The sequence below is a fragment of the Dyella sp. PARNA 12/25 genome (assembly GCF_055702865.1).
On record NZ_JBVQCI010000002.1, the window covers coordinates 90,320 to 117,148 of the forward strand.

Consider the following 26,829-nt stretch of genomic DNA (forward strand, 5'->3'; position numbering starts at 1 on the left):
CCGTAGACGCTGCCTGCGTCCGATCGGTTTCGATTGATTTAGTTCTTCGACGTTTTCTTGGCTGGACCCTTGCCCGGCTTAGGCTGCGGCGCATAGCCGAGCGCCACCCAGTCAGGCACCACGCGCGCGCTTTCCACCGCGTCATGGTCGAACTCGAAGGTCTTGCCTTCGGCTTCCAGCGAAATATGTTCGCCTTCCACCGCCGTTACCTTGCCGCGAAGACGACGCCGGCCTTCCAGCGGCGCCTTCAGCAGAATCTTCACTTCCTTCCCGGCCACCTTGGCGAATTGCGCCGCGGTGAACAGCGGGCGATCTATGCCCGGCGAGGACACTTCCAGGACGTAATGACCGGGAATCGGGTCTTCCACGTCCAGCATCGCCGACAACTCGCGGCTGCCCGCTTCGCAATCGTCCACGGTGACTTCGCGCCCTTCGGCGTCGATGTAGACACGCAGGGTACTCTGCCCCTGCGACGGATTGAACTCCACGCCAATGCATTCCAGCCCGAGATCGGCCAGAACTTCCGTAAAGCGTTGAGCCAGTGCCTGCGTATCCATGATTCGTCTACCGTTACCAGTCGCCAGAAACAAAAAATGGGCTCAAGCGGCCCATTCCATGCTCTAAACAAGAGCGTCCACGCCGATGTCCCGACCCATCCAGACTCTTCCGGGGCACCGCACAGCCAGCTTCGAAGCGGCTTGTGACATACGTGCGACGCTTCCTTGCGCCCAACAAAAAAGCCTCACGAGGAGGCTTTCTTGTTCTAAGAAAGATCTGGTAGCGGGGGTAGGATTCGAACCTACGACCTTCGGGTTATGAGCCCGACGAGCTGCCAGACTGCTCCACCCCGCATCAGAGTCCGCAAATATTAGCGAGATGGCCGAATTCTTGCAAGCCTTTTCGCTAATTTTTTTCACAAATCTTTCAAAGTGCGCATGACGGAACGGCTCCGCCAAGGCGCGCATCAACCTACAAAAACGCTCTGGCACCAGCCAAACAGCGGGCCCCAGCCGAAGCCAAGCACCAGCAGTGCCAGCACGTTCAACGACAACACCACGCGCAGCGATACATCGCCCTGCAGGTGAATTTCGGTGCCTTCTACAGGCTTGTCGAAATACATCACCTTGACCACGCGCAGGTAGTAGTAGAGACCGATGATGGCCGCCACGGCACCGACGATCGCCAGCCACATGAAACCGGCATGGATCGCAGCCTGGAACACCAGCAGCTTGGCGAAGAAGCCGAACAGCGGCGGCACGCCAGCCATCGAGAACATCACCAGCATCATCAGGAACGCGGCCCAAGGTGAACGCTGGTTCAGGCCCTTGAGGTCATCGATTTCTTCGCACTCGAAGCCCGCACGCGCCAGCGCCAGGATCACACCGAAGGCTGCCGCACTCATCAGCGCGTAGCTGATGGCGTAGAACAGTGCCGCGGCATAACCTTCCGGACCGGCATTGACCAGACCCAGCAACAGGTAGCCCATGTGGGAAATGGTCGAGTACGCCAGCAGACGCTTGAGGTTGCTCTGCACAATGGCCAGCAGGTTACCGATCGCCAGCGACAGCACCGCAAGGCAGGCCAGCATCAGCTGCCAGTGCGGCGCCAGATCCGCAAGACCAGTGCCCAGCAGGCGGTAGGCCATACCGAAGGCCGCCAGCTTGGGAGCCGAACCGATGAAGATGGTCACGGCCGTCGGCGAACCCTGGTAAACGTCCGGGATCCACATGTGGAATGGTGCGGCGCCAATTTTGAAGCCGATGCCCACGATCATGAAGATCAGGCCGAACACCAGCAGGTGCGGCATGCTCGTCTGCCCTGCTGCCATGTGCAGGCGGGCCAGATCCAGCGTGCCGGTGGCGCCGTAGACCATCGACATGCCGTACAGCAGCATGCCCGAGGCCAGCGCACCCAGCACGAAGTACTTGATGGCCGCTTCAGAGGACAGGCGCGAATCGCGGTTCAGGGCGACCAGCGCGTACGACGACAGCGTCAGCAGTTCCAGGCCCAGGTACACGGTGAGCAAGTTGCCCGCCGACACCAGGATCATGATGCCGATCACCGCGAAGATGGTGAGCGTGTAGAACTCGCCCACGAACAGCTTGCGGTCGACCAGGTACGGCCGTGCGTAGAAGAACACCAGTACCGTGCTCAGCAGGGCGAAGACCTTGAGGACCTCGGCCACGCCGTCGCGCACGAACATGCCGCTGAACGCGGTCACCGGCTGGCTTGGCTGGCCGGCAATCACCAGGTAAGCACCCACCAGCAGCACCGCGATGGACAGCCAATGCAGCATCGGGCGCTGCTCGGGCTTCATGAAGGCATCGAGCAGCAGCAGCAAGCACGCCGCCGCCACCAGATAGAGCTCCGGCAACAGGATCAGAATGTCATTGAGATTCGGCATGATCGGTCCTGCTTAGATCTTGTGGTTGCCAAGCTGCGTGACCAGCTGCGTGATCGACGAATCCATCAGATGGATCAGCGGCTGCGGCCAGATACCCAGGGCCAGCACGGCGGCAGCGAAGGCACCCAGCACAAACCACTCGCGACCGTTGATGTCCTTCATCTCTGCCACATGCGGATTGGTGATGTCGCCCCACAGCACGCGCTTGACCATGTACAGCGTGTAGGCCGCACCGATGATCAGGGTGAACGCTGCGAAGAACGCGATCCACGGGTTGGCCTGGAAGGCAGCCAGGATCACCTGGAACTCGCCCACGAAGCCGCTGGTGCCCGGCAGGCCGCTATTGGCCATAGCAAACAGCACGTAGAAGAAGCCGAACCACGGCATCACATTGATGACGCCGCCGTAATCCTTGATCTGGCGGGTATGCAGGCGGTCATACATCACGCCGATGCACGAGAACATCGCGCCCGACACGAAACCGTGCGAAATCATCTGCACCATCGCACCCTGCATGCCCAGCTTGGCCGCATCCAGGTTGTTGGCGCCGCGCACCAGCATGAAGGCAATGAAGATACCCAGGGTGACAAAGCCCATGTGTGCCACGGACGAGTACGCCACCAGCTTCTTCATGTCCTCCTGCACCAGCGCGATGTAGCCGATGTAGACCACCGCGATCAGGCTCAGGCCGATCACTACCCAGGCGTACGCTTCAGCGGCGTCCGGCGTGATGGGCAGCGAGAAGCGCAGGAAACCGTAGCCACCGATCTTCAGCATCACCGCGGCCAGCACCACTGAACCACCGGTCGGCGCTTCCACGTGGGCATCGGGCAACCAGGTGTGTACCGGCACCATCGGCACCTTCACCGCGAAGGCGATGAGGAAGGCGAAGAACAGCCAGCTCTGCTCCTTCATCGTCAGCGGCAGGGCCGCCAGCGTGTTCAGGTCGAACGAGCCAGCCTTCAGGTACAGGTAAATCAGACCCACCAGCATGAAGATGGAGCCAAAGAACGTGTAAATGAAGAACTTCAGCGTGGCATACACGCGACGCGGACCACCCCAGACACCGATGAGGATGAACATCGGGATCAGCATGGCCTCGAAGAACACGTAGAACAGCAACGCGTCGGTGGCGCAGAACACGCCGATCATCAGGCCTTCGAGCACCAGCATGGCAGCCATGTACTGGTGCGGGTTGGTCTGGATGACTTCCCACGCGCCCACGATCACCAGGATGCCGACGAAGGTCGTCAGCAGGATCAGGGCGACCGAGATGCCGTCCACCGCCAACGAGTAATGCACGTTGAGGCCGGCGATCCAAATGTGGTCTTCCACTAGCTGCTTGGCAGCATCGCCCGCGTTGTATTGCGGCAGCAAGTAGAGGCTGAGCACGAAAGTGGCGATAGCCACCAGCAAGGCGATCCAGCGCGCAGCGTTGGGACGGCCAGAGCCGGCAAGCAGCACCGGGATGGCACCCACGACGGGAAGCCAGATAAGCAGGCTGAGCAAATGATTGAACATGGAGCAGGTTCCCTTATTGCCCGACCAGCCAGTACCCGCCAAGCAGCAGGATCAGGCCGAGAATCATCGCGAAGACGTAGTGGTAGAGGTAGCCGGACTGCAGGCGGCGCATGCCAGTTGCAATACGGTCCACCATGCTTGCCGAACCATCGATCAACACACCGTCGATAACAGCAGCGTCACCGCCCTTCCACAGGGCACGACCCAGCGCCATACCGCCACGAGCGAAGACGATGAAGTACACCGCGTCGAACCAGTACTTGTGGTTGAGCATGTTGTAGATCGGCTTGAGCGCATTCTTGATGCGATCGGCCACTGCGGGATTGAACAGGTAGATGTAGGTCTGGATAGCAAAAGCCGCAGCCACCAGCCAGAACGGCAGCTGGGTGAAGCCATGCAGTGCCATGCCGGCCCAGCTGTGGAACTCCTTGCCGACCTCGCCGAGGACGTTGTTCGCCTCGTTGACGTGGATGGCCTGGCCGAACCATTCGCCGAAGAGCATCGGCTGGATAGCCATGGCGCCGACGATGACCGACGGGATCGCCAGCAGAATCAGCGGCAGCGTCACCACCCACGGCGACTCATGCGGTGTCTCGTGCATGATGCCGGCCTCATGATGGCCATGGTCGTCCTTGTGCTCGACATGGTGACCATGGCCATGGTCGTCGACCACGGTGAAGCGTTCCTTGCCATGGAAGGTCAGGTACATCTGGCGGAAGGTGTACAGCGCCGTCACGAAGGCACCGGCCATCACGCAGAAGTAAGCGTAGTTGGCACCCCAGCGATGGGATTCACCCACGGCCTCGATGATGGCGTCCTTCGAGTAGAAGCCCGCGAAGAACGGCACGCCGCACAGCGCCAGCGAACCGATCCACATGGTGATCCAGGTGATCGGCATGTACTTGCGCAGGCCGCCCATGTAGCGCATGTCCTGCTCATGGTGCATGGCGATGATCACCGAGCCCGCGCCGAGGAACAGCAGCGCCTTGAAGAAGGCGTGGGTCATCAGGTGGAACACAGCGCCGGCGTAAGCCGAGACGCCCAGCGCCACCGTCATGTAACCCAGCTGCGACAGCGTGGAGTACGCGACGACGCGCTTGATGTCGTTCTGCACGATGCCGATCAGGCCGGTGAACAGCGCGCCGGTGGCACCGATGATCATCACGAAGCTGAGCGCGGTCTCCGACAGCTCGAAGATCGGCGACATGCGAGCCACCATAAAGATGCCGGCGGTCACCATGGTCGCGGCGTGGATCAGCGCCGAGATCGGGGTCGGGCCTTCCATCGAATCCGGCAGCCACACGTGCAGCGGCACCTGGGCGGACTTACCCATCGCGCCGATGAACAGCAGGATGCAGATGACGGTCGCAGCGTCCCAATGAGTGTTCTGCGTAATCTGCAGGGTCTTCCCCACCAGGGTCGGCGCAGCGGAGAACGCGGTGGCGTAGTCCAGCGTACCCAGGAAGTACAGGATGCCCGCGATACCCAGCAGGAAGCCGAAGTCACCCACGCGATTGACCAGGAACGCCTTGAGGTTGGCGAAGATCGCCGTGGGGCGCTTGTACCAGAAGCCGATCAGCAGATACGACACCAGACCCACGGCTTCCCAGCCGAAGAACAGCTGCATGAAGTTGTTGCTCATCACGAGCATCAACATCGAGAAGGTGAACAGCGAGATGTAGCTGAAGAAGCGCTGGTAGCCCGGATCTTCGGCCATGTAGCCGATGGTGTAGATGTGCACCAGCAGCGACACGAAGGTCACCACCACCATCATCATGGCGGTGAGGCGATCGATCAGGAAGCCAACGTGAGCGCTGTAGTTTCCGATCTCGAACCAGGTGTAGATGTTCTGGTTGTAGACCGGTGCGCCACCCGCGGTGAGCTGGTACAGCACGTAGAACGACAGGCCACAGGCAATCGCAACGCCGAGAATGGTCGCCGTGTGCGAACCTGCGCGGCCAATGAACTTGCCGAGGAACCCAGCGAGCAGGCATCCGACAAGCGGAGCCAGCGCGATGGTCAGCAAAATGGAGGTAGACAGTTCCATCGGGTCAGCCCTTCATGCTGTCGATTTCGGCGATGTTGATGGTGCTGCGGTTACGGAACAGCAGAACCAGAATCGCCAGGCCGATGGCGGTTTCCGCCGCAGCCACAGTGAGAATGAAGAACACGAACACCTGCCCTGCCACGTCGCCCAGGAACCGGGAGAACGCGACGAAGTTGATGTTCACCGCCAGGAGCATCAGCTCGATCGACATCAACAGCACGATGACGTTCTTGCGGTTGATGAAGAGACTGGCCAGGGCAATGCTGAACAGCACCGCGCCGAGCACGATGAAATGGGCGAGCGTGATCATGGGGTGGTCTCCTTGCCCGGTTCCGGCTGGGGTGCGGCGGGAACAGTCGCCGCCATCTTCACCACGCGCACGCGGTCACGCGGATTGACAAGCACCTGCTGCGAAGCCTGCTGATGACGGGAACCGGTGCGATGACGCAACGTCAGCACCACAGCCGCCACCACGCCAACGGTGAGGATCAGCGCCGCAATCTCGAACGGCAGCAGGAACTGGGTGTAAAGCGCATGGCCCAGCCACTCAGTGTTGGACACGCCGGCGACAGCCGCCGGGTTGGCGCCCATCACCTGCGCGTGCATGGCACGCACGCCGATCAGTGCGAGCATTTCGCCCAGCATGACCATGGCCACGATGATGCCCACCGGCAGAAACTTGATGAAGCCTTCGCGCAACCGTTCCTGGTTGATGTCGAGCATCATCACCACGAACAGGAACAACACCATCACCGCGCCGACGTAGACCACGATGAGTGCGATGGCGAGGAATTCCGCTTCGGCCAGCAGCCAGATGCAGGCGGTGCTGAAGAAAGTCAGCACCAGCGCAAGTACGGCATGCACCGTGTTGCGCAAGGTGATGACGCCCATCGCCGCCACCACGGTGACCGTGGCGAACGCGTAGAAGCAGATGAGTTGGAACATGGACGGATCAATCATGATGTTCCTTCCTCAGCGATACGCAGCGTCTTGAGCGCGAGCGGCCGCGATTTCCGCCTCGAAGCGGTCACCAATCGCGAGCAACTTCGGCTTGGTCACCACATTCTCGCCGCGCTGCTCGAAGTGGTACTCGTGGATGTGGGTTTCGACGATCGAGTCGACCGGGCAGCTCTCTTCGCAGAAACCGCAGAAGATGCACTTGAACAAGTCGATGTCGTAACGCGTGGTGCGACGCTGACCGTCGCTTTCACGCGGGGCCGAATCGATGGTGATGGCCAAAGCCGGGCACACCGCCTCGCACAGCTTGCACGCGATGCAACGCTCTTCGCCGTTGGCGTAGCGACGCAGGGCATGCAGGCCACGGAAGCGGTTCGACTTGGGGATGTGCTCCATCGGGTAGCGCATCGTGTACTTGGGCCTGAACATGTAACGCATGGTCAGGGCCAGGCCCTTGAGCAGCTCGATCAGCAGCAGGCTTTTGAAATAGTGAGTAACGCGGGACATGGTTCTCTTCAGCCTCCCGTGCCGACCGTGACCCAGCCGAAGTACTTCATGCAGCCGGCGACGAGGACCCAGACGATGGTGATGGGAATGAATACCTTCCAACCCAGACGCATGATCTGGTCATAGCGGTAACGCGGGAAGCTGGCGCGGAACCACAGGAACATGAAAGCAAAGACGAACACCTTCACGAGCAGCCACACGATGCCGTCGTGTCCCAGGAAACCCCATGAGGCGGGGAACGGGGACAGCCAGCCGCCCATGAACAGGATCGGAGCCAGGAAGCTGATCAGGATCATGTTGGCGTATTCGGCCAGGAAGAACAGCGCGAACGCCGAGCCGGAGTACTCCACGTGGAAACCGGCGACGATTTCCGATTCGCCTTCCGCCACGTCGAACGGTGCGCGGTTAGTTTCGGCCACGCCCGAGATGAAGTAGATGACGAAGACCGGCAGCAGCGGCCACATGAACCAATCGAGGATGCCCTTGGTGCCGCTCTGAGCATGCACGATGTCGGTGAGGTTCAGCGAACCGGCGAGCACCAGCACGCAGACCAGGCACAGGCCCATCGCGAGCTCATAGGAAATCACTTGCGCCGCCGAACGCATGGCACCGAGCAGTGCGTAGCGCGAGTTGGAGGCCCAGCCGGCGAGGATGATGCCGTACACACCCAGCGAGGTCATGGCCAGCAGGTAGAGCACGCCGGCGTTGACGTTGGCCAGCACCATCTTGTCGCTGAAGGGAATGACCGCCCACGCTGCCAGCGCCGGAACCAGCGCCAGCATCGGCGCCAGGTAATACAGCGCCTTGTTCGCGCTGGTCGGAAGAATCACTTCCTTCAGCAGCAGCTTGACCACGTCCGCGAAAGCCTGCAGCAGGCCGAAGGGGCCGATCTTGTTGGGCCCCATGCGCACGTGCATCCAGCCGATGACCTTGCGCTCCCACCACACGTACATGGCCACCGCGATCACCAGCGGCAAAACGATGCACATGATGTAGATGACCGGCCAGACGATCTGGTTGAGAATCTGTTCGCCCATGTGCTTACGCCTTGCTCAGGGTGAGGGCCGCGCCGTAAGGCGGCAGCGTGACGGTGTCGGCGTGCGCCGCTTCGATCCATGCAGCGCCATCGGGCACCGTCACGTCGATCACCAGCGGCAGCACGGTATCGGCAACGCGCACGGCGGTGCCTTCGCTCAGACCAAGACGCTGTGCTTCAGCCGCATTCACACGCACGGCCGGTGCGCGATTCAGCGGATGCTTGCTCAGTGCGGTGGCGCGGCGGAGGACGGCGTCGGTGCGGTAGATCGGCCAGGTGGCCAGTCGGCTCAGGCCGCTGGCGGCCGGACGCGTAGCCAACTCGGCACGCGGCTGATGCGCGCGCTCGTTGATGCCTTCGCGCAGGCCGGCCAGATCGTCGAACTCGAAACCGGCAAGCTTCAGCACGCCACCAAGCGCACGCAGCACCTTCCAGCCCGAACGCGCCTCGCCCGGTGCCTTCGCACCTGCCGCCACGCTCTGCGACAGGCCGTCGACGTTGACCAGCGTGCCGTCGGTTTCGGGAAGCAATGCGATCGGCAGGATCACATCGGCCACTTCGCGCAGCGCCGGGCTGGCGAAAGCAGAGAACGCAACCACGCGCTCGGCGCCCTTCACCGCCTTGAGGAAAGCAGCGCCATCGGCCACGTCCTGCGGCTCCACGCCGTACAGCACATAAGCCTTGCGCGGCTGCGCCAGCATGGTCTGCGCATCGAGACCGCCATTACCCGGCAGCACGCCCACGCGAGCCAGACCGATGGCGTTCGCGCCGACCGGCAGCTCGTTGTAGGCGGCACCGGTGGCTTCCGCGATGAAGCGGGCCACGGCGCGCAGCCACGATGCCTGCGGATGCGTGACGGCGGCTTCGCCGAGGATGACCACGGCGCTGCCACTCTTCAGATCGGCGATCGCGTCCTTGTCACCCTGATCGGACGAGGCGCCGTTGATCGCGGCAGCCAAGGCGGACGGTGCCGAAGCACCGGCCTCGACGGCTGCCTTGGCCAGCGACAGCAGCGCGTCGACCAGCGCCTGCGGCGCGACGATGGCTTCGCCAGCCAGCTTGTAGTTGAAGTTGAAGCTCGCCGGGTTGACGGCGTAGACCTTGGCGCCCTTCTTCACCGCCTGATGGATGCGGTGATTGACCAGCGGCAGTTCGTGACGCAAGTCGGAGCCAACCAGCAGCGCCGCCTTGACCTTGTCCAGCTCAGCCACCGGCTTGCCGAAAGTGGCCGCCACGGCGTTGTCGGCGAAATCGAGCTGACGCACGCGGTGATCCATATGGGCGCTGCCCAGGCCACGCGCCAGGCGCACCAACAGATCGCCTTCTTCATTCGTCGTTGCCGGATGCACCAGCACGCCCAGGTCGCTGCCCGGCACGGCCTTCAGTGCTTCAGCGGTGGCGCCCAGGGCGTCTTCCCAGGTGGTGGTCTGCCACTGGCCGTTGCGCTTCACCAGCGGGGCGTTCACGCGATCTTCCGCGTAGAGGCCCTGATGGCTGTAGCGGTCACGGTCGGACAACCAGCACTCGTTGATCGATTCGTTATCGCGCGGCACCGTGCGCAGCACCTCACCGCGGCGCGTGTGCAGCCACAGGTTGGAACCCAGCGCATCGTGATAGGCGATGGACGGCTTGGCGATCAGCTCCCAGGCGCGGGCCTGGAACTGGAACGGCTTGTTGGTGAGCGCACCCACCGGACAGACGTCGATGATGTTGCCCGACAGTTCCGTCTCGATGGTCTTGCCGATGTAGGTCCCGATCTGCAGGTTGTCGCCACGGCTCATGCCGCCGAGCTCGTACGTACCGGCGATTTCGCTGGTGAAGCGCACGCAGCGCGTGCACTGGATGCAGCGGGTCATCTCGGTGGCAACCAGCGGGCCGAGGTTCTCGTCCGCAATGGTTCGCTTGCGCTCGGTGTAGCGCGACACGCTGCGGCCATAGCCCAGCGCGACGTCCTGCAGTTCGCACTCACCACCCTGATCGCAGATCGGGCAATCCAGCGGGTGGTTGATCAGCAGGAATTCCATGACGTCCTTCTGATACTTCAGAGCGACGTCGGTACGGGTCTTCACCTTCATGCCTTCGGCCACGGGCGTGGCGCAAGCCGGCTGCGGCTTGGGCATGGGCTTGCCACCCATTTCCACTTCCACCAGGCACATGCGGCAGTTGGCGGCAATGGGAAGCTTGCGGTGATAGCAGAAACGCGGGATCGACACGCCAATGGCGTCGGCCGCTTCGATGATCATGGCGCCCTTGCGGATCTGCGTGGGCTTGCCGTCGATCTCGACGTTCAGCAGGTCAAGGTTCGGCGTAGTGGGCTGCGCACTCATGCGGCGGCTCCAAGCTTGTCGTCGACAATGGAGCGACCATTGACGATGTAGTACTCGAATTCATCCCAGAACTGGCGCAGGAAGCCCTGCACCGGCCACGCAGCGGCTTCGCCGAATGCGCAGATGGTGTGGCCTTCGATCTGGCCGGCAATGGCCTTGAGGCGGTGCAGGTCGTCCATGGTGCCGTTGCCTTCCACGATGCGATCCAGCACGCGGTGCATCCAGCCGGTACCTTCGCGGCACGGCGTGCACTGACCGCAGCTTTCCTTATGGAAGAACTGCGAGATGCGGCGGGTGAAGCGGACCGTGCAGACGGTGTCGTCAAGCACCACGATGGCGCCCGAACCCAGACCCGTCTTGAGGTCGCGCAGAGTGTCGTAGTCGAACGGCAGGCCCTTCAGCTGCTCGGCACGCAGCACCGGCATGGACACGCCACCCGGGACCGCACCCTTCAGCGTGCGGCCCGGACGCAGACCGCCGGCCATTTCCAGCAGCTCATCGAAGGTGGTGCCAAGGGGCACTTCAAAGTTGCCGCCCTTCTGCACGCAGCCGGAGACCGAAAAGATCTTCGGACCGCCGTTCTTGGTCTTGCTCTGCGCCAGGAACCAGTCAGCACCCTTGCGCAGGATGGCCGGCACCGAGGCGTAGGTTTCGGTGTTGTTGATGGTGCTGGGCTTGCCGTACAGACCGAAGTTGGCCGGGAACGGCGGCTTGAAGCGCGGCTGGCCCTTCTTGCCTTCCAGCGATTCCATCAGCGCCGTTTCTTCGCCGCAAATATAGGCACCGGCGCCGAGCGCGCCATAGATGTCGATATTGAGGCCAGTGCCCTGGATGTTCTTGCCCAGCAGGCCAGCAGCGTAGGCTTCCTTCAGGGCCTCTTCGAAATGCTCGAAGGGCTCGTGATGGAATTCGCCACGCAGGTAGTTGTAGGCAACGGTCGAGCCCGTGCAGTAGCACGCGATGGCCATGCCTTCGATCACCGCGTGCGGGTTGAAGCGCAGGATGTCGCGGTCTTTGCAGGTGCCCGGCTCGGATTCGTCCGAGTTGCAGAGGATGTACTTCTGCATGTCGCCCTTCGGCATGAAGGACCACTTCAGGCCAGTCGGGAAGCCTGCGCCGCCGCGGCCGCGCAGGTTGCTCTTCTTGATCTCTTCGATCAGCGTGTTCGGATCGGGCTTCTCGGCGAGGATCTTCTTCCACGCTTCATAGCCACCCACCTGTGTATAGCTGTCCATCGCCCACGGCTTGTCAAAATGCAGCGTGGTGTAGACGACCTGATGTTCTTTGGGTGCGGGTCCGTAAGCCATTGCGCCCTGCCCTTACTTGAGACCGTCGAGAATCTCGTCGATCTTTTGGATCGACAGACGCTCGTGGTAGTGACCATTGACGGTCATCGCCGGCGCACTGGCGCAAGCGGCGATGCATTCTTCTTCGCGCTTCAGATACACGCGACCATCGGCGGTGCTTTCACCGAGCTTGATGCCCAGCTTCTGCTCGCAATGTTTCACCAGATCTTCCGCACCGTTGAGCCAGCACGAGATGTTGGTGCAGATGGCGACGTTGTTTCGGCCGACCGGCTTGGTCTCAAGCATCGAGTAGAAGCTGGCAACCTCGTAGGCCCACACAGCGGGCAGCTCGAGGTACTTGGCAACGGCGGTGATCAACTCATCGGTGAGGAAGCCGTGGTTCTGCTCCTGCGCTGCGAACAGCGCCTGGATCAGCGCCGATCGCTTGCGGTCTGGCGGAAAACGGGCAACCCACTCCTCGATGTGATGACGAGTGTGTTCGTTGAGGACGACGAGCGGGTCGACGTTCTTGACCTGCTCGTAATTTCCGGTCGCTTTCATGTGTGCTTTCCTCCGGGCTCAGCGATCGACTTCGCCGAACACGAGGTCATAGGTACCGATCATCGCCACCACGTCGGCCAGCATGTGGCCGCGCACGATGGCATCCATCGACGAAAGATGGGCAAAACCCGGCGCGCGCAGATGCACGCGGAACGGCTTGTTGGCGCCGTCCGAAACCAGGTAGCAGCCAAACTCGCCCTTCGGTGCTTCCACCGCGGCATACGTCTCGCCTGCCGGCACGCCGTAGCCTTCAGTGAACAGCTTGAAGTGGTGGATGAGGGCTTCCATGTCCTCCTTCATGCCTTCACGGTCCGGCGGTGCGACTTTGTAGTTCTGCACGATCACCGGGCCCGGGTTGGCCTTCAGCCACTTCACGCACTGCTGGATGATGCGGTTGGACTGGCGCATTTCTTCAACGCGCACCAGATAACGGTCATAGCAGTCGCCACCCGAAGCCACCGGGATGTCGAAATCCACTTCGGCGTACTTGGCGTACGGCTGCTTCTTGCGCAGATCCCACTCGATACCCGAGCCGCGCAGCATCACGCCGGTCATGCCCCAGGCCTGGGCCATCTCCGGCGAAATCACGCCAATGCCGACGGTACGCTGCTTCCAGATACGGTTATTGGTGAGCAGCTCTTCGTACTCATCCACCTTCGACGGGAAGTCGCTGGTGAAGGCTTCGAGGTAATCGAGCATGGAACCTTCGCGCCAGCTGTTGAGGCGCTTGAGGTCCTGACCCTTATGCCAGGGCGACTCACGGTACTGCGACATGTGGTTCGGCAGATCGCGATAGACGCCGCCGGGACGGTAGTAGGTCGCGTGCATGCGCGCGCCCGACACCGCCTCGTAGACGTCCATCAGTTCCTCACGTTCGCGGAACGCATAGAGGAACACCGCCATCGCGCCCAAGTCGAGCGCGTTGGAGCCGAGCCACATCAGGTGGTTCAGGATGCGGGTGATCTCGTCGAACATGGTACGGATGTACTGCGCACGCTCCGGCACCTCGATACCCAGCAGGGTTTCGATGGCGCGCACATAGGCGTGCTCGTTGCACATCATCGACACGTAGTCGAGACGATCCATGTAGCCGATCGACTGGTTGAACGGCTTGGACTCGGCCAGCTTTTCGGTGCCGCGGTGGAGCAGGCCCACGTGCGGATCGGCACGGACGATGGTTTCACCGTCCATCTCCAGCACCAGGCGCAGCACGCCGTGCGCAGCGGGATGCTGCGGGCCGAAGTTCATCGTGTAATTGCGGATCTCTTGCATGATCAGTTGTTCCGCCAGTTATCGGCCGCTTCGGCCTTGGCCTGCAGCAGGTCGGCATCGTCACGGATGACGCGCGGCACCAGCACGCGCGGCTCGATCGACACGGGTTCGTACACCACGCGCTTCTGCTCGGGGTCGTAGCGCACTTCGACGTTGCCGATCAGCGGGAAGTCCTTGCGGAACGGATGACCCACGAAGCCGTAGTCGGTGAGGATACGGCGCAGGTCCGGATGGCCTTCGTAAACGATGCCGAACAGGTCGAACGACTCACGCTCAAACCAGTTCACGCCCGGGTAAATGCCCGTCAGCGACGGCACCACCGGCAGCGAGTCGTCTTCGCAGAACACGCGCAGACGCAGGCGTTGGTTGTTCTCCAGCGACAGCAGGTGCACAACGGATGCAAAGCGGCGCGGCGACGCTTCCGGACGCGGGCGGTCGGACCACGTGAAGCGGCCCATGGCCTCGCCTTCCACACCGCGCGAGAAGCCGGTACCGGTGACGGTCTCGGTGTCCCATTCGGTCTGGCCGTAGCCGAGGTAGTCGATGCCGCAAACGTCAATCGGCACGCCGAAACGGAACGGTGCTTCGTCACGCAGCGCAACGGCCACCGCGAGCAGGTCAGCGGCTGCCACTTCAGCAGTGACTTCGTTGCGAACGATGCTGATCTTCAGCGTGTCGCCGAATCGCGCAGAGAGGCGCTCGGCCAGCGAGTTGATCGGTGTATCAGTCATGGCTCAGCAGCGCCTTTAGGAACGCGCGATGGTGTTGGTGCGACGAATCTTCTTCTGCAACTGCAGAATGCCGTGGATCAGCGCTTCGGCCGTCGGCGGGCAGCCCGGCACGTAGATGTCCACCGGCACGATGCGATCGCAGCCGCGCACCACCGAATACGAATAGTGGTAATAGCCGCCACCATTGGCACAGCTACCCATCGAGATGACCCACTTCGGCTCAGGCATCTGGTCGTAGACCTTGCGCAGCGCCGGGGCCATTTTATTGACCAGGGTGCCGGCCACGATCATCACGTCGGACTGACGCGGGCTCGGACGGAAAATCACGCCATAGCGGTCAAGGTCCAGGCGCGCAGCGCCGGCGTGCATCATTTCCACGGCGCAGCAGGCCAGACCGAAGGTCATCGGCCACATCGAGCCGGTGCGCGCCCAGTTCATCAGCGCATCGACGCTGGTGGTGGCGAAACCGCGCTGGATGACGGGGTTGTCCTCGGCCGGACGCAGGATGTCGTCCACCAGGTTCAACGGCTGCGGGTTGTGCATCACCCGGTCAAGGGACGAGATCACTCCCATTCCAGTGCTCCCTTCTTCCACACGTAAGCAAAACCAATGACCAGCAGCAGCAGGAACAGCGCCATTTCAATCAGCGCGATGATGCCGATCTTCTGGAACACCACTGCCCACGGGAACAGGAAGGCGATTTCCAGGTCGAAAATGATGAAGAGGATCGCCAGCAGGTAGTAGCGCACGTCAAAGCGCATGCGGGCGTCTTCGAAAGCTTCGAAGCCGCACTCGTAGGGCGAGAGCTTTTCCGCTTCGGGGCGACGGGGGCCAGCCAGCAGGCCAATGGCCAGCAGCACCACGCCAAGGCCGGCAGCAACGCCGATGAACAGCAGGATGGGCCAATATTCGGCAAGCACGGTGAAACGTACCTCCGCGCCTTCATTGGCGCATCAGTGACCGTCTGGGGAAACGGTCCGGAACCGGATTCAGCAGGCCGATGAAGGCCACGGGTTATGCAGCGCGATCACTTGCCAAGGCAGCAGCGAACGTCCGACTTTCCACGATCAGAGTCGGGAATCGCGACATTGTATCAGCGCGCTTAACAACAACAAGCCTTGACGGGTACTTCCAACGCGATTTCAAGGCGCTCGCATCAGCCTCTTTCGTGGGCTGCGCAATCTATTACTACCAAGGTCTTACAGGTGATGGCATGCCCCACCCGAGGGAGGACGCTCACATGGTGTGCGTCGGGCGCTCGGACCCGCTTATGCCGGCCAGGAGGTTTTCGATGCGGGTACGGGCCACTTCGCCGTCGGAGGACTCATTGAACTGCACGCCGATGCCGGCAGTGCGATTGCCCTGGGCACCTACCGGGGTGACCCAAACGACCTTGCCAGCCACCGAGAGGCGCTCACCTTCATCGGTGAGGTTGATCAGCAGCACCACCTCATCGCCCAGGGCGTACTTTTGGGCGGTAGGCGCGAACAGGCCACCGTTCTTCAGATAAGGCATATAGGCGTTGTACAACGACGCCGCGTCCTTGATCTTCAAAGAAATAATGCCCTGGCGGGCGGCAATGACCGGATTCATGGCTGCTCCTGCAAACCCCACGGGGCAAGCGCCCCGGCAAGGCATCGTAACGAGCGTGACGGCGGGGCGACAAGCGATCTGTCGAGAGAATGTGACGGATGCCTAAGGCATCAGAGCTCGCACCAGCCCCAGCGATCGAAGATCCAGGGCGACGGGAAGTCCATATGGAGCTTGGCGAAACGGGGGCCCGGCACATCGTCCGCCAACCCGTGCAGCACGTAACGCCCCTGCCCATCCCGCGCCAGCGGCGCGCGACGCCATGGCCAGCTGTGCACCCCGCCCTGGCCAGCCACGGTCAGGTACATGCATGACTGCAGGACCGATGAAGGCTCCCAAGGTAGAACGGCGGTGCCACGATCGACACTCTTAACCCACTGGTAGCGCTCGGCCCGGTCCGCCAGCCGCCGCATGCGCTTGCCGCTGAGCGCCATCTGGCTCTGATGACAGGCCAGCGCCGCCAGCTTGTTGGCGTGCAGTCCCACGGAGGAATCCAATTTGACCCTGCCAGTCACCTGCTCTTCACGACCATGGACCAGGTAGGCCAGCAACTTAGGTGCCTCTCCCTGCCACTGGTCGACCGCCAAACGGGTGATGACATGAGCCGCGCTGTGATCCGGATGGTGATCCCCTAGCGATGGCAGGGCGAGCAGATTCGGCTGACAGGCGTCCAGGCTGGCCGTTACGGCAGCCAAGGTTGGCGCGAAGTCATCACGCAAGCGATCGGTGACCCCCATATCGGGCCAGCCCAGTGCCTGCAAGGAGGAAGCCTCCACCCCCAGCTGCGCCAGGGATTTGGTCACTTCGCCACGGCGCCGCTCACCCCATCGACGTCGTTCATCCTCGCCAATATGCAGGCGTCGCTCTACCCATCGCTGCGGCCACGGGTTGTTATCGCCATTGGTGAGCAACAGGATGTTGACCTCGCCTCCGGCCTGACGGACCTGCTGAATCAGTTCGCCGGTGGCAATCGACTCATCATCGGGATGCGGGGCAATCACTAGCAGGCGCGTGCCCGCGTTCAGGCTCAGCGCCATCTCACTGAGCCTCCGGAGACTGAGGGTGCCAGCCACGGTCGAAGGCCTGGGTCCAGACCAAAGCCACCGGCACGCCGGCACTTACCGTCAGGTGATGAACACCCGGTGTCAGCTCCCAGTGATCGGCCGTGGGCCCGCCATCGAGGCTGCCACTCAACCGTTGATGCCCATCCGTCACGACGTAATCCCCTGGCACACTCATTTCGATGGTCTGATCGCCGACCGCACCGGGAAGCATACGGCCAGCCACCATCACCTCGCCGCCAGCAGGCACGTAGTTATGCATGACAAAGCTGGCCGCGTCGCGCGGAAGGCGGCGCGCCACCACCAGCATGGTTTGGTGCTTTACCAGATCGTCGGCAATGGTGTCGGCCATCTGGCCGCGCCGCAGCCGGAGCATGGCCAGGCTTTCGATGACGGGATAGAAGGGACGCGTGCGGAAAATCGTGTCGCCCTTGGGATCCATCACGGTATCGCCCGGGTCGGTGTAATGCAGCACCATCGCCAGTTCGGCACGCTGAGCGGCCAGTTGATCCTGCCACGGCGGCGCATAAGCGATCAGAACCACCAGCTCGATAGCTAACACCAGCGCCACGAAGGAAGCGCGAAGTGTCGGCCGTTGCTGAAGCCAGCGCCAAGCCGACAAAGCCCCCACGATGGCGATGGCCAGTGTGGGCAACACCGGCAGGAAATCCTGCTTGGTGATCAGCGGCCACACGAACCAGATCAGCAGCAGATACAGACCACCCTGCAAGACGAAGAAGAGCGTCCAGTCGAACGCCGGCAATGCGCGACGCCGCACCTGGCGCACGCAGAACGCGATCAGCAATGCAGCAAGTATCAGGAACCACAACCACTGCTGTGCCGCATGCCGCTTGGTGGCACCGCCACCCACGTTGTAACCGGCCAGCCCGTACCATGCATCGCCCAACACGCCATGTGCGGCCAGCCAGAGCGTGAAGATGCCCGGCACCAACAACAACCCGGCCAGCGCCGCCATCCAGCACCGAATACCTGCACGCTGCACACCCGATGGGCGCAGCAGGCTAATGACCACGGCCGCCGTCAGCGCCGTACCAATCAGCACCAGCGTCTTTTGCGATACGGACAGCGCGCAGCCGACGAACAGGCCGGTCATGAAATAACGCCAGGAGCGCGGTGGTGCCCCCACGACAAAGGCGAGGCCCAGCAGCCACATCGCCATCCACATGTCGTCGGTGCGGAACTGGCCGCTCACGATAAAGAAGCGAGGAAAGATGCCGGCCACCAGCATGGCCACCACGGCCACGCGCCAGCCATAAAGGCGATGAGCCATCCAGCCTGCGGCGGCCAGAGCAACGGCGTACCAAACCTGCATGGCCAGCCGCAGCCAGGTCAGCACATCGGCGCGTCCGTCCAACCAACCCAGTAGAGGGGAATGCAACCAGCTAAAAAGCGGGCCGTGGTTGTCGAACACGTCGCGATACGGCAACAGCCCTTGCGTCCAGGCCCATGCGACGTGCGCGTGCTGGGCTTCGTCGGAATTGAGCGTATACGCGTTGAGCCAGGCCAGTCGCATGACCAGCAGGATGAGAAGGGATGCCCAGGTCCAGACAGGAAGGCGACGTTGCTGAAAAAAAGTCATCCCGCCAGCGTAGGCGGATGGCCTGTCACAAGGCTTTCCCGGCGTATCAAGGGACATTCGAGCATTCCGCGCGAGGTACGGCTCAACGCCAGGAGGCCAACAGTTCCAGCAATACCAAATCGCCGCGCAACGGACCACGCAATGATTCGCGCGCACGGTTGGCGGCCATGTACCACTGGTCCAACTTTTCGGCATCCAGTTGACTGGCCAACGGCCCCGTGCCTGTCGCCGCGCGCACCTTGGCCTCATCAGCCACAGCCTGGGCCGCGAACCACAAACGCTGTCCCGGCTCGTTGTCGAGCCAGCGCTTAGCCACCTCCATCGCTTCGCCCCGGCCGGCGGCAAGCGCCCCCAGATCCTTGCGAACTTCCTGGCGGCGCGCCAACGCCCCCTCTTCACCCCAGGCGCGCGCAAGCCCAGGGTTGCCACCGGCAGCATCAAGCGCAGCAGCGGCGTCCTTCACGCCTTGCTGCTGCAGCCAGTCGAGCGCTTCGGCGCGAGCAGGCAAGTGGAATTCGATGCGCTGGCAGCGGCTACGTATGGTCTGCGGCAAGCGCCATGGCGCATCGGCAACCAGCAGCAACAAGGTCTGTGGCGACGGTTCTTCCAGGGTCTTGAGCAAGGCGTTGGCCGCCGCAGCATTCATCGCATCGGCGGGATCAATGCACACGATTTGCCAACCGCCAAACTGGCTGGCCATAGCCAAACGTGCCGAGAGCTCGCGAATTTGATCAACCACGATCTCGCTGCGCTGCACGCCATCTTTGCGTAGACCGAACGACAGCACGGCGTAATCCGGATGAGTGCCCGCGACGAACAACAGGCAGCTGCGGCACGTGCCGCACGGCTCACCATCTCGCGCCTGCGTGCACAGCAGACCTTGCGCAAAGCGATGCATGAAATCGCGTTTGCCGAGGCCGGCCGGCCCGCACAGCAACAAGGCGTGCGGCATGGCATCGCGCGCGCGGCGCGCCTGCAGCCGCGACCAATGCTCGGCGTGCCACGGCATGGCGTTCACGCGATAGCTCCAAACAAATGACGGGTGGCTTCGATGGCTGCAGCCAGCACTTCAGCCGGTGTCTGACTGGCATCGATGATACGGAAACGGTCAGGCTCCGTCGCCGCACGCGCACGATAGGCCGCACGCACGCGCTCGAAGAAACCATCCGCCTCGGCCTCGATGCGATCCGCCTCACCGCGGCCCGCAGCACGCGCACGCCCGGTGGCCACGGGAAGATCAAGCAGCAAGGTGAGGTCCGGAGTCAGGCCGTGGGTCGCCCATTGCTCAAGCGTGGCGATGCGCTCCACCGGGATGCCGCGACCACCACCCTGGTAGGCATAGCTGGCATCGGTGAAACGATCGCACAGCACCCATTGACCAGCTGTCAGCGCCGGCTCGATGCATTCGCGCACCAGCTGCGCGCGGGAGGCGAACATCAGCAGCAGTTCCGTCTCTGCGCTCATGCTCCGAAGCGCCGGATCGAGCACGATGGCACGCACGGCTTCGCCCAGTGGCGTGCCGCCCGGCTCTCGCGTCTGCACCAGATCAACACCCTGTTCCACCAGATGCTGACGCAACCCGGCGAGCAAGGTGCTCTTGCCAGCCCCCTCGCCGCCTTCCAGCGTGATGAGTTTTCCTCTCGGTGTCCTTGCCGGTGATGTCATTGGCAGCGCTTCAACTGGTAGCAGGCGACGTTGTGATTGTGCTCGTCCAGTGTGGTGGAGAACACATGGGTACCGTCGCCCTTCGCGACAAAGTACAACTCCGTGCCTGCCGCCGGGTGCAGCGCCGCATCGATGGCCGGTTTGCCGGGCATGGCGATAGGCGTCGGCGGCAGGCCGGAGCGCGTATAGGTGTTGTACGGCGTATCCGTGGTGAGATCCGACTTGTGGATGTTGCCGGCGTAGGAATCCCCCATGCCATAGATCACCGTGGGGTCCGTCTGCAACAGCATGTGGGTCTGCAGACGACGGGTGAACACGCCGGCAATCCGCGCGCGCTCGTCCGCCCTGCCCGTCTCCTTCTCTACGATGGAGGCGAGAATCAGCGCATCGTAAGGTGTGGCCAGCGGCAAATCTTTGTCGCGCTGCGCCCACATGGCGTCGAGCGTCTTTGCCATCGCGGCATGCGCGCGGCGCAGGATATCCAGGTCACTATCGCCCTTCACATAGGCGTAGGTTTCGGGAAGAAAGCGGCCTTCAGGCATTTCACCTTCGGCACCGACCTTGGCCATCAGCGCGGCATCGTCCAGGCTCGCTCCATCCTGGCGCAGCCTGTCGGCTTTGGCCAACGCTTGACGCAGATCGCGGAAACTCCAGCCATCCACGATGGTGAAGTTGCGTTGCAGCACCTTGCCGGCAGCCATGTTGAGCAACAGGTCGCGCGGCGTCATGTCTGCGGTCAGCGCGTACTCGCCTGCGTGCAGGCGACCCGCCACGCGCAACTGCTCGGCCAGCACACGCCAGTAGAGCGGCCCTGTGTTGGTGACATGCTGCTCACGCAGCTGACCCACCACCTCGCGCAGGTTGCTGCCCTTTGCCACGTCGACGCTTGGCGTCTGTGCCGTGACCGCCAGGGGCGTGCTTACAAAACGGCGATAGTCCATCCAGCCGTAGACCAGGCTGCCCGCCACGGCCAGCAAGACCAGCACGATCAGGCCACGCCAAAGCGCGCGCCCCTGCATCTTTTGTCGACTCATGCCTGCTCCATCGGGAAACCCAACCCGCGCCAATGCTGCTGCAATGCGCGGGTGACCGGGCCGGGACCATACACGGTATTGCCCACGGCCTGAACAGGCAGAATGCCCCGGACGCTGGAGCTGAGAAAGACTTCACTTGCCCGCGCCAGCGCTTCGTCACGCAAGGCCATAATTCGAGCTTCGCTCCGGACCGCCAGCACTTCGGCCCGGGCTACCCCGGCGACGCCGCACTGATCCAACGCCGGTGTCACCAGAGCACCGTCGATCACCGCAAACAGATTGGTCATAGTGCCGGAGATCACCAGGCCGTTTGTGTCGCACAACAGCCCTTCCATGACCGCAGAGTCCGACCACTCCGCCCGCGCCAACACCTGCTCAAGGCGGTTGAGATGTTTCATGCCCGCCAGCAAGGGCTGTTGCGCCAGACGCGTTTCGCACCAGCGCACGCGCACGCCGGACTGGTAGGCGGTGCCATTCATGGGCGGCGCGTCGAAACCCGCCACGATGCGGGTCACCGCAGGTGACGCCGGGGGTGCATAGCCCCGCTCGCCCAGGCCCCGCGTGAGCGTGATGCGCACCACGGCATCATCCAGATCCGCGGTCACGGCCATTGCTTCGTCGAATAGCTGCGGGACATTCGGCTCAGGAAGGCGCAGTCGCGCGCAACTTTCCTGCAGGCGCTGCATATGCCTTGGCCACAGCGGCGCTTCGCGGCGCACAAAGCGGATGGTTTCAAACAAGCCGTCGCCGTAGGACAGGCCCCGGTCAAAGACGGACACTGTCGCCGCCAGTGCGCCGTTGACCAGCACAAGGCCCGACATCAGCCCTGCACTCCTAGCGCGCGCAACAGGCCGCGCGCCTTCGCACGCGTTTCGTCCAGCTCTTTCTCCGCTATCGAGTCGGCCACGATGCCGGCGCCCGCGCGAAGCGTCACATCGGAACCCGCAACTGCGAACGTGCGGATAAGAATGTTCAGATCGAGATCGCCACAGCGATCCAAATAACCCATCGCGCCGGTGTAGGCGCCACGCGGCGCATCCTCGAGCGCTGCGATGATTTCCATGCAACGCACCTTGGGGCAACCGGTGATGGTGCCCCCGGGGAACGTCGCGGCAATCACCTGGCCCGGTGTCACATCGTTGCGCAGGCGACCCCGCACGTTCGACACGATGTGATGCACGTGGGTGTAGCTCTCCACCACCATCAGCTCATTGACCTCGACCGTACCCGGCACGCAAACGCGGCCCAGGTCGTTTCGCTCGAGATCGATAAGCATCACGTGCTCGGCACGCTCCTTGGGGTGCGTGGTCAATTCGCGAATGCGCGCTAGATCATCATCGCCCGGTGTGCGCGGTCGCGTGCCCGCGATAGGGCGCGTCTGGGCCAGGCCATCACGCACTTCGACCAGCCGCTCCGGCGATGAACTCACCACCGCCCATTCGGGCTGCTGCAGTAGGCCGGCGAATGGCGCAGGGTTTGCCTGCCTGAGCGCGTGATAAAGCTGTGCTGGCTTCGGTGGTGTTGCGTAATGTGCACGCCACGCACGCGACAGGTTGACCTGGAAGATGTCGCCGGCGTGCAGATGATCGTGGATACGCGCCACACCATCGAGGAACAGTGTGGGGTCGTCTTCTTGGATGGCATCCGGCGACGGGAGTGCTGGCACGGACGCTTCGATATGAAGGTCCGCCTCCATCACATCCAATAACGTCTCATGCCCTTCTTCAGCGATCAGCACCGTGCAAGCACGCGCGTGATCCACGATCACCGCCGCCGGGCAGCGCAACGCCAGCGCAGCCGGCAACGGAGCAGGAGGACGAAGCCGAAGTCGCGGCTCGATTTCACCGACGAGTTCATAGGTGAGCAACAGCAGCCAACCGCCATGGAATGGCAATTCGTCGGCATGATCGCGTGGCTGGCGAACGGCACGCCACGCGTCATCGAGTGCATCGAGAAAGCGCCCCGGACGCTCTACGCCCTGCCCGTCCACCAACCGACCATCCGCATGCAGCGTCAGGCTTTCCTGTGGAAATGCGAACAGAATGTCGTAGCGAGATTGCGGCGTGCCGTGCGTCACGCTCTGCAGCAACCCGGGATAGCGCTCCGGAAATGCAGCGGCCGGCGCGAGTAGATCGCGCCGGCCGTGCAAGGTACGACGATGGAACAAGGGATGCTCTGGCCGATTAAACAAGGGTGTCACCGCTTCTGTTTGCCCGCAGATGTGTGTTGCGCCAGCGAAGGCAGGCTGGCCGCCTGTCGAGATGGCGCGACGCGCAGCTGTGGGCAAACAGAAGCGGCCCTTCGGGTGAAGTCCAGCAAGCGCGCAGGCCGCGGTGCGCGGCTTGCGCAGGCAACCAGCCTGCGCTGCGCCACACCCCACACCCTGCGCGCTGGCTGGACATCATGCCACCCTTGTTTAATCGGTCAGAGCATCCCCCTCACGTCGCTCAAACGCGACGGAATGCCAGCGTGCCGTTGGTGCCGCCGAAGCCGAACGAGTTGGAAATGGCCACGTCGAACTTGGCTTCGCGCGCGGTGTGCGGCACGAAATCGAGATCACAGCCTTCACCCGGCTCGTCCAAGTTGATGGTCGGCGGCATCACCTGGTCGCGCAGCGCCAGGATGGTGAAGATCGCCTCCACGCCACCGGCCGCACCCAGCAGGTGACCGGTTGCGGACTTGGTCGAGCTCATCGCCAGCTTATAGGCGTGGTCGCCAAACACGCGCTTGGCCGCCAGCACTTCGCCGAGGTCGCCCAGCGGCGTCGACGTGCCGTGCGCATTGACGTACTGCACGTCGGTCGGATTGAGGTGACCGTCCTTCAGCGCGGTCTCCATGCTGCGAGCCGCGCCCTCACCACCTTCGCTCGGCGCGGTGATGTGGAAGGCATCGCCGCTCATGCCGAAGCCCACGAGCTCGGCATAGATCTTCGCGCCGCGCGCCTTGGCGTGCTCGTACTCTTCCAGCACCAGCACACCGGCGCCGTCGGACAGCACGAAGCCGTCGCGGTCCTTGTCCCACGGACGGCTCGCCTTGGTCGGCTCGTCGTTGCGGGTGGACATGGCCTTGGCCGAGCAGAAACCCGCCATGGCCGTGCCGGTGGTGGCGAATTCGGCGCCGCCGGCGATCATCACGTCGGCATCGCCGTACTGGATCATGCGCGCGGCCAAGCCGATGTTGTGCGTACCGGTGGTGCACGCGGTCACGCAGGCGATGTTCGGGCCTTTCAGGCCGTTCATGATCGACAGGTGGCCCGACACCATGTTGATGATCGAGCTGGGCACGAAGAACGGCGACACGCGACGCGGACCCTTGTCGTGCAGTTCGATCGAGGTGTGTTCGATGGTATGCAGACCGCCAATGCCGGCAGCCACGGCCACGCCGATACGCGGGGCGTTCGCTTCCGTCACTTCCAGGCCGGAATCGCGCAGGGCTTGCGTGCCCGCGGCAATGCCGTAATGAATGAACGGATCCATCTTCTTGATCTCTTTCGCGGCAATCCACTGTGCCGGATCGAAATCACGCACCTGGCCGGCAATGCGCGTGGCATAGGTGGTAGCGTCGAAATGGGTAACTTCGCCGATGCCGCTGACGCCCTTGAGAATGTTGCCCCAGGCGGTAGCGATATCGTTGCCGACCGGCGAAATAATGCCGAGACCGGTAACAACTACACGTCGTTTGCTCATGCTGACTTTCCTCGTGTTCCCGTGGCGCTGCCGCTGACGGCAAGCATTACGCGCTAGCGTGGCCACATCATCCGGGCCGTGCGGTACGCATTCGCGCACCATACGGGATCGGACGTTGCAAAATGCAGAAACGAAAACTGCGCCAATGTGGCGCAGCTTCCGGTATCGCTAGTGGACAGACGCATCATGCGATGGCGTCAGTCGCAACGGAGCGATCACTCCTTGGTGTGGGCCTTGATGTAGTCAACAGCCTGCTGCACCGTGGTGATCTTCTCGGCTTCTTCGTCCGGAATCTCGGTCTCGAACTCTTCCTCGAGAGCCATCACCAGCTCAACGGTGTCCAGCGAATCAGCGCCCAGATCGTCCACGAACGAAGCGTTCGCCGTGACTTCATCCTCCTTCACGCCCAGCTGCTCGATGACGATTTTCTTGACGCGCTCTTCGATGGTGCTCATGTTGCCAATACCTCCCAAGGAGTAGTTACCTGATCAACGCCGGCCGTGGCCGACATATGGCCGGCGGATTGTAGTGGCTAAGCCTCAGGCCTGCCATGGTCCGCCAGCGATGGTGATACGCAGGCCACGGGACCAGCGCGAAAGAAGCAATTGTCGCCTAAAACGAGACCGCGTGCGACAACTCCTTGTTAAACCGGCCCGTGCCGGCGCGCCGGGCAGCCCCTCCAGCAAGGCTGGAGGCCGCCCGAGCGTTTGAAACAATGCGTTAAATGCCGGTGAGTTGCGACACGATGTGCCGACCCCGCTGCATGTTTTACGGCATGTACATGCCGCCGTTGACGTGCAGGGTTTCGCCGGTGATATAGGCCGCCGAGGGGGATGCCAGGAAGGCCACAGCCTTGGCAATGTCGCTCGCCTCGCCCAGTCGACCCAGTGCAATCTGACCCAGCAGCGCCTGCTTGGACTCCTCAGGCAGCGACCGCGTCATGTCGGTGTCGATAAAACCCGGCGCCACCACGTTGACGGTGATGCCGCGCGAACCGATCTCGCGCGCCAGCGACTTTGAGAACGCGATGATGCCGGCCTTGGCCGCCGCATAGTTTGCCTGGCCGGGGTTGCCGGTGAGACCGATCACCGATGCGATTGAGATGATGCGACCCTTGCGCGCCTTCATCATGCCGCGCATCACGGCCTTGGAGGTGCGATAGACCGACGTGAGGTTGGTATCGAGGATGGCCTGCCAATCGTCTTCCGGCATGCGCATCAGCAACTGGTCGCGGGTGATGCCCGCGTTGTTGACCAGGATCGACACCGCGCCGAATTCCTTGGTGATGTCGCCGATCAACGCATCGACTGCAGCGCTGTCGGTCACATTGAGCGCACGACCGTGGCCGCCGTGCGGGGCCAGTCGCTCACCGATCGCTGCTGCGCCACTTTCGCTGGTGGCGGTGCCGATAACGGTGGCGCCCATGGCGGCCAGTTCGTCGGCAATAGCAGCACCGATGCCGCGGCTGGCGCCAGTGACGAGGGCGATTTCACCTTGCAGTGTCTTGCTCATCTGTCATGTTCCTTTGGATGGCTGGACGTCGA

The 26,829-nt window shown here is 62.7% G+C and carries 26 protein-coding genes and 1 tRNA gene; all 27 read right to left on the reverse strand.

Annotated features, from left to right (window positions below; genetic code table 11):
* Positions 1–38 precede the first annotated feature (38 nt).
* The 27 genes from AC0GUR_RS04905 to fabG all read right to left on the reverse strand — a co-directional run bounded on the left by AC0GUR_RS04905 (position 39) and on the right by fabG (position 26,797).
* Positions 39–557, reverse strand: a complete 519-nt coding sequence (locus tag AC0GUR_RS04905; protein WP_472876360.1) for a ribosome maturation factor RimP — start codon at positions 555–557, stop codon at positions 39–41.
* Between the two features lie 218 nt (positions 558–775).
* Positions 776–852 (reverse strand) — tRNA-Met (locus AC0GUR_RS04910).
* A gap of 112 nt (positions 853–964) precedes the next feature.
* Positions 965–2,404, reverse strand: coding sequence for an NADH-quinone oxidoreductase subunit NuoN (gene nuoN, locus AC0GUR_RS04915; protein WP_472876361.1), 1,440 nt, complete (start codon positions 2,402–2,404; stop codon positions 965–967).
* 12 nt (positions 2,405–2,416) lie between these two features.
* Positions 2,417–3,925: an NADH-quinone oxidoreductase subunit M gene (locus AC0GUR_RS04920; RefSeq protein ID WP_472876362.1), complete on the reverse strand. Its 1,509-nt coding sequence runs from the start codon at positions 3,923–3,925 to the stop codon at positions 2,417–2,419.
* A 13-nt stretch (positions 3,926–3,938) separates the two neighbouring features.
* The gene (gene nuoL / locus AC0GUR_RS04925; protein WP_472876363.1) at positions 3,939–5,972 is read right to left on the reverse strand and encodes an NADH-quinone oxidoreductase subunit L; all 2,034 of its coding nucleotides are present in this window, start codon (positions 5,970–5,972) and stop codon (positions 3,939–3,941) included.
* Between the two features lie 4 nt (positions 5,973–5,976).
* A complete protein-coding gene (gene nuoK, locus AC0GUR_RS04930) occupies positions 5,977–6,282 on the reverse strand; it encodes an NADH-quinone oxidoreductase subunit NuoK (protein WP_472876364.1) in 306 nt (101 codons plus the stop codon).
* Positions 6,279–6,932 carry an NADH-quinone oxidoreductase subunit J gene (locus tag AC0GUR_RS04935; RefSeq protein WP_472876365.1) on the reverse strand — a complete coding sequence of 218 codons (654 nt, stop codon included), beginning with the start codon at positions 6,930–6,932 and terminating at the stop codon, positions 6,279–6,281. Before AC0GUR_RS04935 ends, nuoK begins: the two co-directional genes overlap by 4 nt.
* Before the next feature lie 12 nt (positions 6,933–6,944).
* Positions 6,945–7,436 (reverse strand): NADH-quinone oxidoreductase subunit NuoI, encoded by a 492-nt coding sequence (gene nuoI / locus AC0GUR_RS04940; RefSeq protein ID WP_472876366.1) that lies wholly within the window; start codon positions 7,434–7,436, stop codon positions 6,945–6,947.
* A gap of 8 nt (positions 7,437–7,444) precedes the next feature.
* Positions 7,445–8,473: an NADH-quinone oxidoreductase subunit NuoH gene (gene nuoH, locus AC0GUR_RS04945; protein ID WP_472876367.1), complete on the reverse strand. Its 1,029-nt coding sequence runs from the start codon at positions 8,471–8,473 to the stop codon at positions 7,445–7,447.
* A 4-nt stretch (positions 8,474–8,477) separates the two neighbouring features.
* On the reverse strand, positions 8,478–10,799 hold the full coding sequence (nuoG, locus tag AC0GUR_RS04950) for an NADH-quinone oxidoreductase subunit NuoG (RefSeq protein ID WP_472876368.1): 2,322 nt from the start codon (positions 10,797–10,799) through the stop codon (positions 8,478–8,480).
* The gene (gene nuoF, locus AC0GUR_RS04955) at positions 10,796–12,106 is read right to left on the reverse strand and encodes an NADH-quinone oxidoreductase subunit NuoF (RefSeq protein WP_472876369.1); all 1,311 of its coding nucleotides are present in this window, start codon (positions 12,104–12,106) and stop codon (positions 10,796–10,798) included. The genes nuoG and nuoF overlap by 4 nt, the downstream gene beginning before the upstream one ends.
* A gap of 12 nt (positions 12,107–12,118) precedes the next feature.
* The gene (gene nuoE, locus AC0GUR_RS04960; RefSeq protein WP_111983558.1) at positions 12,119–12,646 is read right to left on the reverse strand and encodes an NADH-quinone oxidoreductase subunit NuoE; all 528 of its coding nucleotides are present in this window, start codon (positions 12,644–12,646) and stop codon (positions 12,119–12,121) included.
* Between the two features lie 18 nt (positions 12,647–12,664).
* Positions 12,665–13,918: an NADH-quinone oxidoreductase subunit D gene (locus AC0GUR_RS04965; protein WP_472876370.1), complete on the reverse strand. Its 1,254-nt coding sequence runs from the start codon at positions 13,916–13,918 to the stop codon at positions 12,665–12,667.
* A gap of 2 nt (positions 13,919–13,920) precedes the next feature.
* A complete protein-coding gene (locus AC0GUR_RS04970) occupies positions 13,921–14,649 on the reverse strand; it encodes an NADH-quinone oxidoreductase subunit C (RefSeq protein ID WP_472876371.1) in 729 nt (242 codons plus the stop codon).
* A gap of 15 nt (positions 14,650–14,664) precedes the next feature.
* Positions 14,665–15,222, reverse strand: coding sequence for a NuoB/complex I 20 kDa subunit family protein (locus tag AC0GUR_RS04975; RefSeq protein WP_472876372.1), 558 nt, complete (start codon positions 15,220–15,222; stop codon positions 14,665–14,667).
* The gene (locus tag AC0GUR_RS04980) at positions 15,213–15,569 is read right to left on the reverse strand and encodes an NADH-quinone oxidoreductase subunit A (protein WP_267224260.1); all 357 of its coding nucleotides are present in this window, start codon (positions 15,567–15,569) and stop codon (positions 15,213–15,215) included. Before AC0GUR_RS04980 ends, AC0GUR_RS04975 begins: the two co-directional genes overlap by 10 nt.
* A 316-nt stretch (positions 15,570–15,885) precedes the next feature.
* On the reverse strand, positions 15,886–16,242 hold the full coding sequence (locus AC0GUR_RS04985; protein ID WP_472876373.1) for a PilZ domain-containing protein: 357 nt from the start codon (positions 16,240–16,242) through the stop codon (positions 15,886–15,888).
* A gap of 110 nt (positions 16,243–16,352) precedes the next feature.
* A complete protein-coding gene (locus tag AC0GUR_RS04990) occupies positions 16,353–17,276 on the reverse strand; it encodes a PIG-L deacetylase family protein (protein ID WP_472876374.1) in 924 nt (307 codons plus the stop codon).
* A 1-nt stretch (position 17,277) separates the two neighbouring features.
* On the reverse strand, positions 17,278–18,900 hold the full coding sequence (locus tag AC0GUR_RS04995; RefSeq protein WP_472876375.1) for an ArnT family glycosyltransferase: 1,623 nt from the start codon (positions 18,898–18,900) through the stop codon (positions 17,278–17,280).
* Positions 18,901–18,982: 82 nt separating this feature from the next.
* Positions 18,983–19,918 carry a DNA polymerase III subunit delta' gene (holB, locus tag AC0GUR_RS05000; protein WP_472876376.1) on the reverse strand — a complete coding sequence of 312 codons (936 nt, stop codon included), beginning with the start codon at positions 19,916–19,918 and terminating at the stop codon, positions 18,983–18,985.
* Positions 19,915–20,565, reverse strand: coding sequence for a dTMP kinase (gene tmk, locus AC0GUR_RS05005; RefSeq protein WP_472876377.1), 651 nt, complete (start codon positions 20,563–20,565; stop codon positions 19,915–19,917). Before tmk ends, holB begins: the two co-directional genes overlap by 4 nt.
* On the reverse strand, positions 20,562–21,599 hold the full coding sequence (gene mltG, locus AC0GUR_RS05010) for an endolytic transglycosylase MltG (protein ID WP_472876378.1): 1,038 nt from the start codon (positions 21,597–21,599) through the stop codon (positions 20,562–20,564). Before mltG ends, tmk begins: the two co-directional genes overlap by 4 nt.
* A complete protein-coding gene (gene pabC / locus AC0GUR_RS05015) occupies positions 21,596–22,420 on the reverse strand; it encodes an aminodeoxychorismate lyase (protein ID WP_472876379.1) in 825 nt (274 codons plus the stop codon). Before pabC ends, mltG begins: the two co-directional genes overlap by 4 nt.
* Positions 22,420–23,766 carry an aminodeoxychorismate synthase component I gene (locus AC0GUR_RS05020; RefSeq protein WP_472876380.1) on the reverse strand — a complete coding sequence of 449 codons (1,347 nt, stop codon included), beginning with the start codon at positions 23,764–23,766 and terminating at the stop codon, positions 22,420–22,422. The genes pabC and AC0GUR_RS05020 overlap by 1 nt, the downstream gene beginning before the upstream one ends.
* A 280-nt stretch (positions 23,767–24,046) precedes the next feature.
* Positions 24,047–25,285, reverse strand: coding sequence for a beta-ketoacyl-ACP synthase II (gene fabF, locus AC0GUR_RS05025; protein WP_472876381.1), 1,239 nt, complete (start codon positions 25,283–25,285; stop codon positions 24,047–24,049).
* A 215-nt stretch (positions 25,286–25,500) separates the two neighbouring features.
* Positions 25,501–25,740: an acyl carrier protein gene (gene acpP, locus AC0GUR_RS05030; RefSeq protein WP_114823364.1), complete on the reverse strand. Its 240-nt coding sequence runs from the start codon at positions 25,738–25,740 to the stop codon at positions 25,501–25,503.
* Between the two features lie 313 nt (positions 25,741–26,053).
* Positions 26,054–26,797 (reverse strand): 3-oxoacyl-ACP reductase FabG, encoded by a 744-nt coding sequence (gene fabG / locus AC0GUR_RS05035; protein ID WP_472876382.1) that lies wholly within the window; start codon positions 26,795–26,797, stop codon positions 26,054–26,056.
* Between the last annotated feature and the right edge of the window lie 32 nt (positions 26,798–26,829).

Excerpts from the sequence above, each read along its gene's own strand:
- AC0GUR_RS04965 (WP_472876370.1), bottom strand. The coding sequence starts at position 13,918 with ATGCAAGAGATCCGCAATTACACGATGAACTTCGGCCCGCAGCATCCC.
- acpP (WP_114823364.1), bottom strand. The coding sequence starts at position 25,740 with ATGAGCACCATCGAAGAGCGCGTCAAGAAAATCGTCATCGAGCAGCTG.
- nuoL (WP_472876363.1), bottom strand. The coding sequence starts at position 5,972 with ATGGAACTGTCTACCTCCATTTTGCTGACCATCGCGCTGGCTCCGCTT.
- fabG (WP_472876382.1), bottom strand. The coding sequence starts at position 26,797 with ATGAGCAAGACACTGCAAGGTGAAATCGCCCTCGTCACTGGCGCCAGC.
- nuoI (WP_472876366.1), bottom strand. The coding sequence starts at position 7,436 with ATGTCCCGCGTTACTCACTATTTCAAAAGCCTGCTGCTGATCGAGCTG.
- tmk (WP_472876377.1), bottom strand. The coding sequence starts at position 20,565 with ATGACATCACCGGCAAGGACACCGAGAGGAAAACTCATCACGCTGGAA.
- AC0GUR_RS04985 (WP_472876373.1), bottom strand. The coding sequence starts at position 16,242 with ATGAATCCGGTCATTGCCGCCCGCCAGGGCATTATTTCTTTGAAGATC.
- nuoG (WP_472876368.1), bottom strand. The coding sequence starts at position 10,799 with ATGAGTGCGCAGCCCACTACGCCGAACCTTGACCTGCTGAACGTCGAG.
- nuoN (WP_472876361.1), bottom strand. The coding sequence starts at position 2,404 with ATGCCGAATCTCAATGACATTCTGATCCTGTTGCCGGAGCTCTATCTG.
- AC0GUR_RS04970 (WP_472876371.1), bottom strand. The coding sequence starts at position 14,649 with ATGACTGATACACCGATCAACTCGCTGGCCGAGCGCCTCTCTGCGCGA.
- AC0GUR_RS04935 (WP_472876365.1), bottom strand. The coding sequence starts at position 6,932 with ATGATTGATCCGTCCATGTTCCAACTCATCTGCTTCTACGCGTTCGCC.
- pabC (WP_472876379.1), bottom strand. The coding sequence starts at position 22,420 with ATGTCGGGCCTTGTGCTGGTCAACGGCGCACTGGCGGCGACAGTGTCC.
- AC0GUR_RS04920 (WP_472876362.1), bottom strand. The coding sequence starts at position 3,925 with ATGTTCAATCATTTGCTCAGCCTGCTTATCTGGCTTCCCGTCGTGGGT.
- AC0GUR_RS04990 (WP_472876374.1), bottom strand. The coding sequence starts at position 17,276 with ATGGCGCTGAGCCTGAACGCGGGCACGCGCCTGCTAGTGATTGCCCCG.
- AC0GUR_RS04995 (WP_472876375.1), bottom strand. The coding sequence starts at position 18,900 with ATGACTTTTTTTCAGCAACGTCGCCTTCCTGTCTGGACCTGGGCATCC.
- AC0GUR_RS04905 (WP_472876360.1), bottom strand. The coding sequence starts at position 557 with ATGGATACGCAGGCACTGGCTCAACGCTTTACGGAAGTTCTGGCCGAT.
- nuoF (WP_472876369.1), bottom strand. The coding sequence starts at position 12,106 with ATGGCTTACGGACCCGCACCCAAAGAACATCAGGTCGTCTACACCACG.
- fabF (WP_472876381.1), bottom strand. The coding sequence starts at position 25,285 with ATGAGCAAACGACGTGTAGTTGTTACCGGTCTCGGCATTATTTCGCCG.
- nuoK (WP_472876364.1), bottom strand. The coding sequence starts at position 6,282 with ATGATCACGCTCGCCCATTTCATCGTGCTCGGCGCGGTGCTGTTCAGC.
- AC0GUR_RS04975 (WP_472876372.1), bottom strand. The coding sequence starts at position 15,222 with ATGGGAGTGATCTCGTCCCTTGACCGGGTGATGCACAACCCGCAGCCG.
- mltG (WP_472876378.1), bottom strand. The coding sequence starts at position 21,599 with ATGAGTCGACAAAAGATGCAGGGGCGCGCGCTTTGGCGTGGCCTGATC.
- nuoE (WP_111983558.1), bottom strand. The coding sequence starts at position 12,646 with ATGAAAGCGACCGGAAATTACGAGCAGGTCAAGAACGTCGACCCGCTC.
- nuoH (WP_472876367.1), bottom strand. The coding sequence starts at position 8,473 with ATGGGCGAACAGATTCTCAACCAGATCGTCTGGCCGGTCATCTACATC.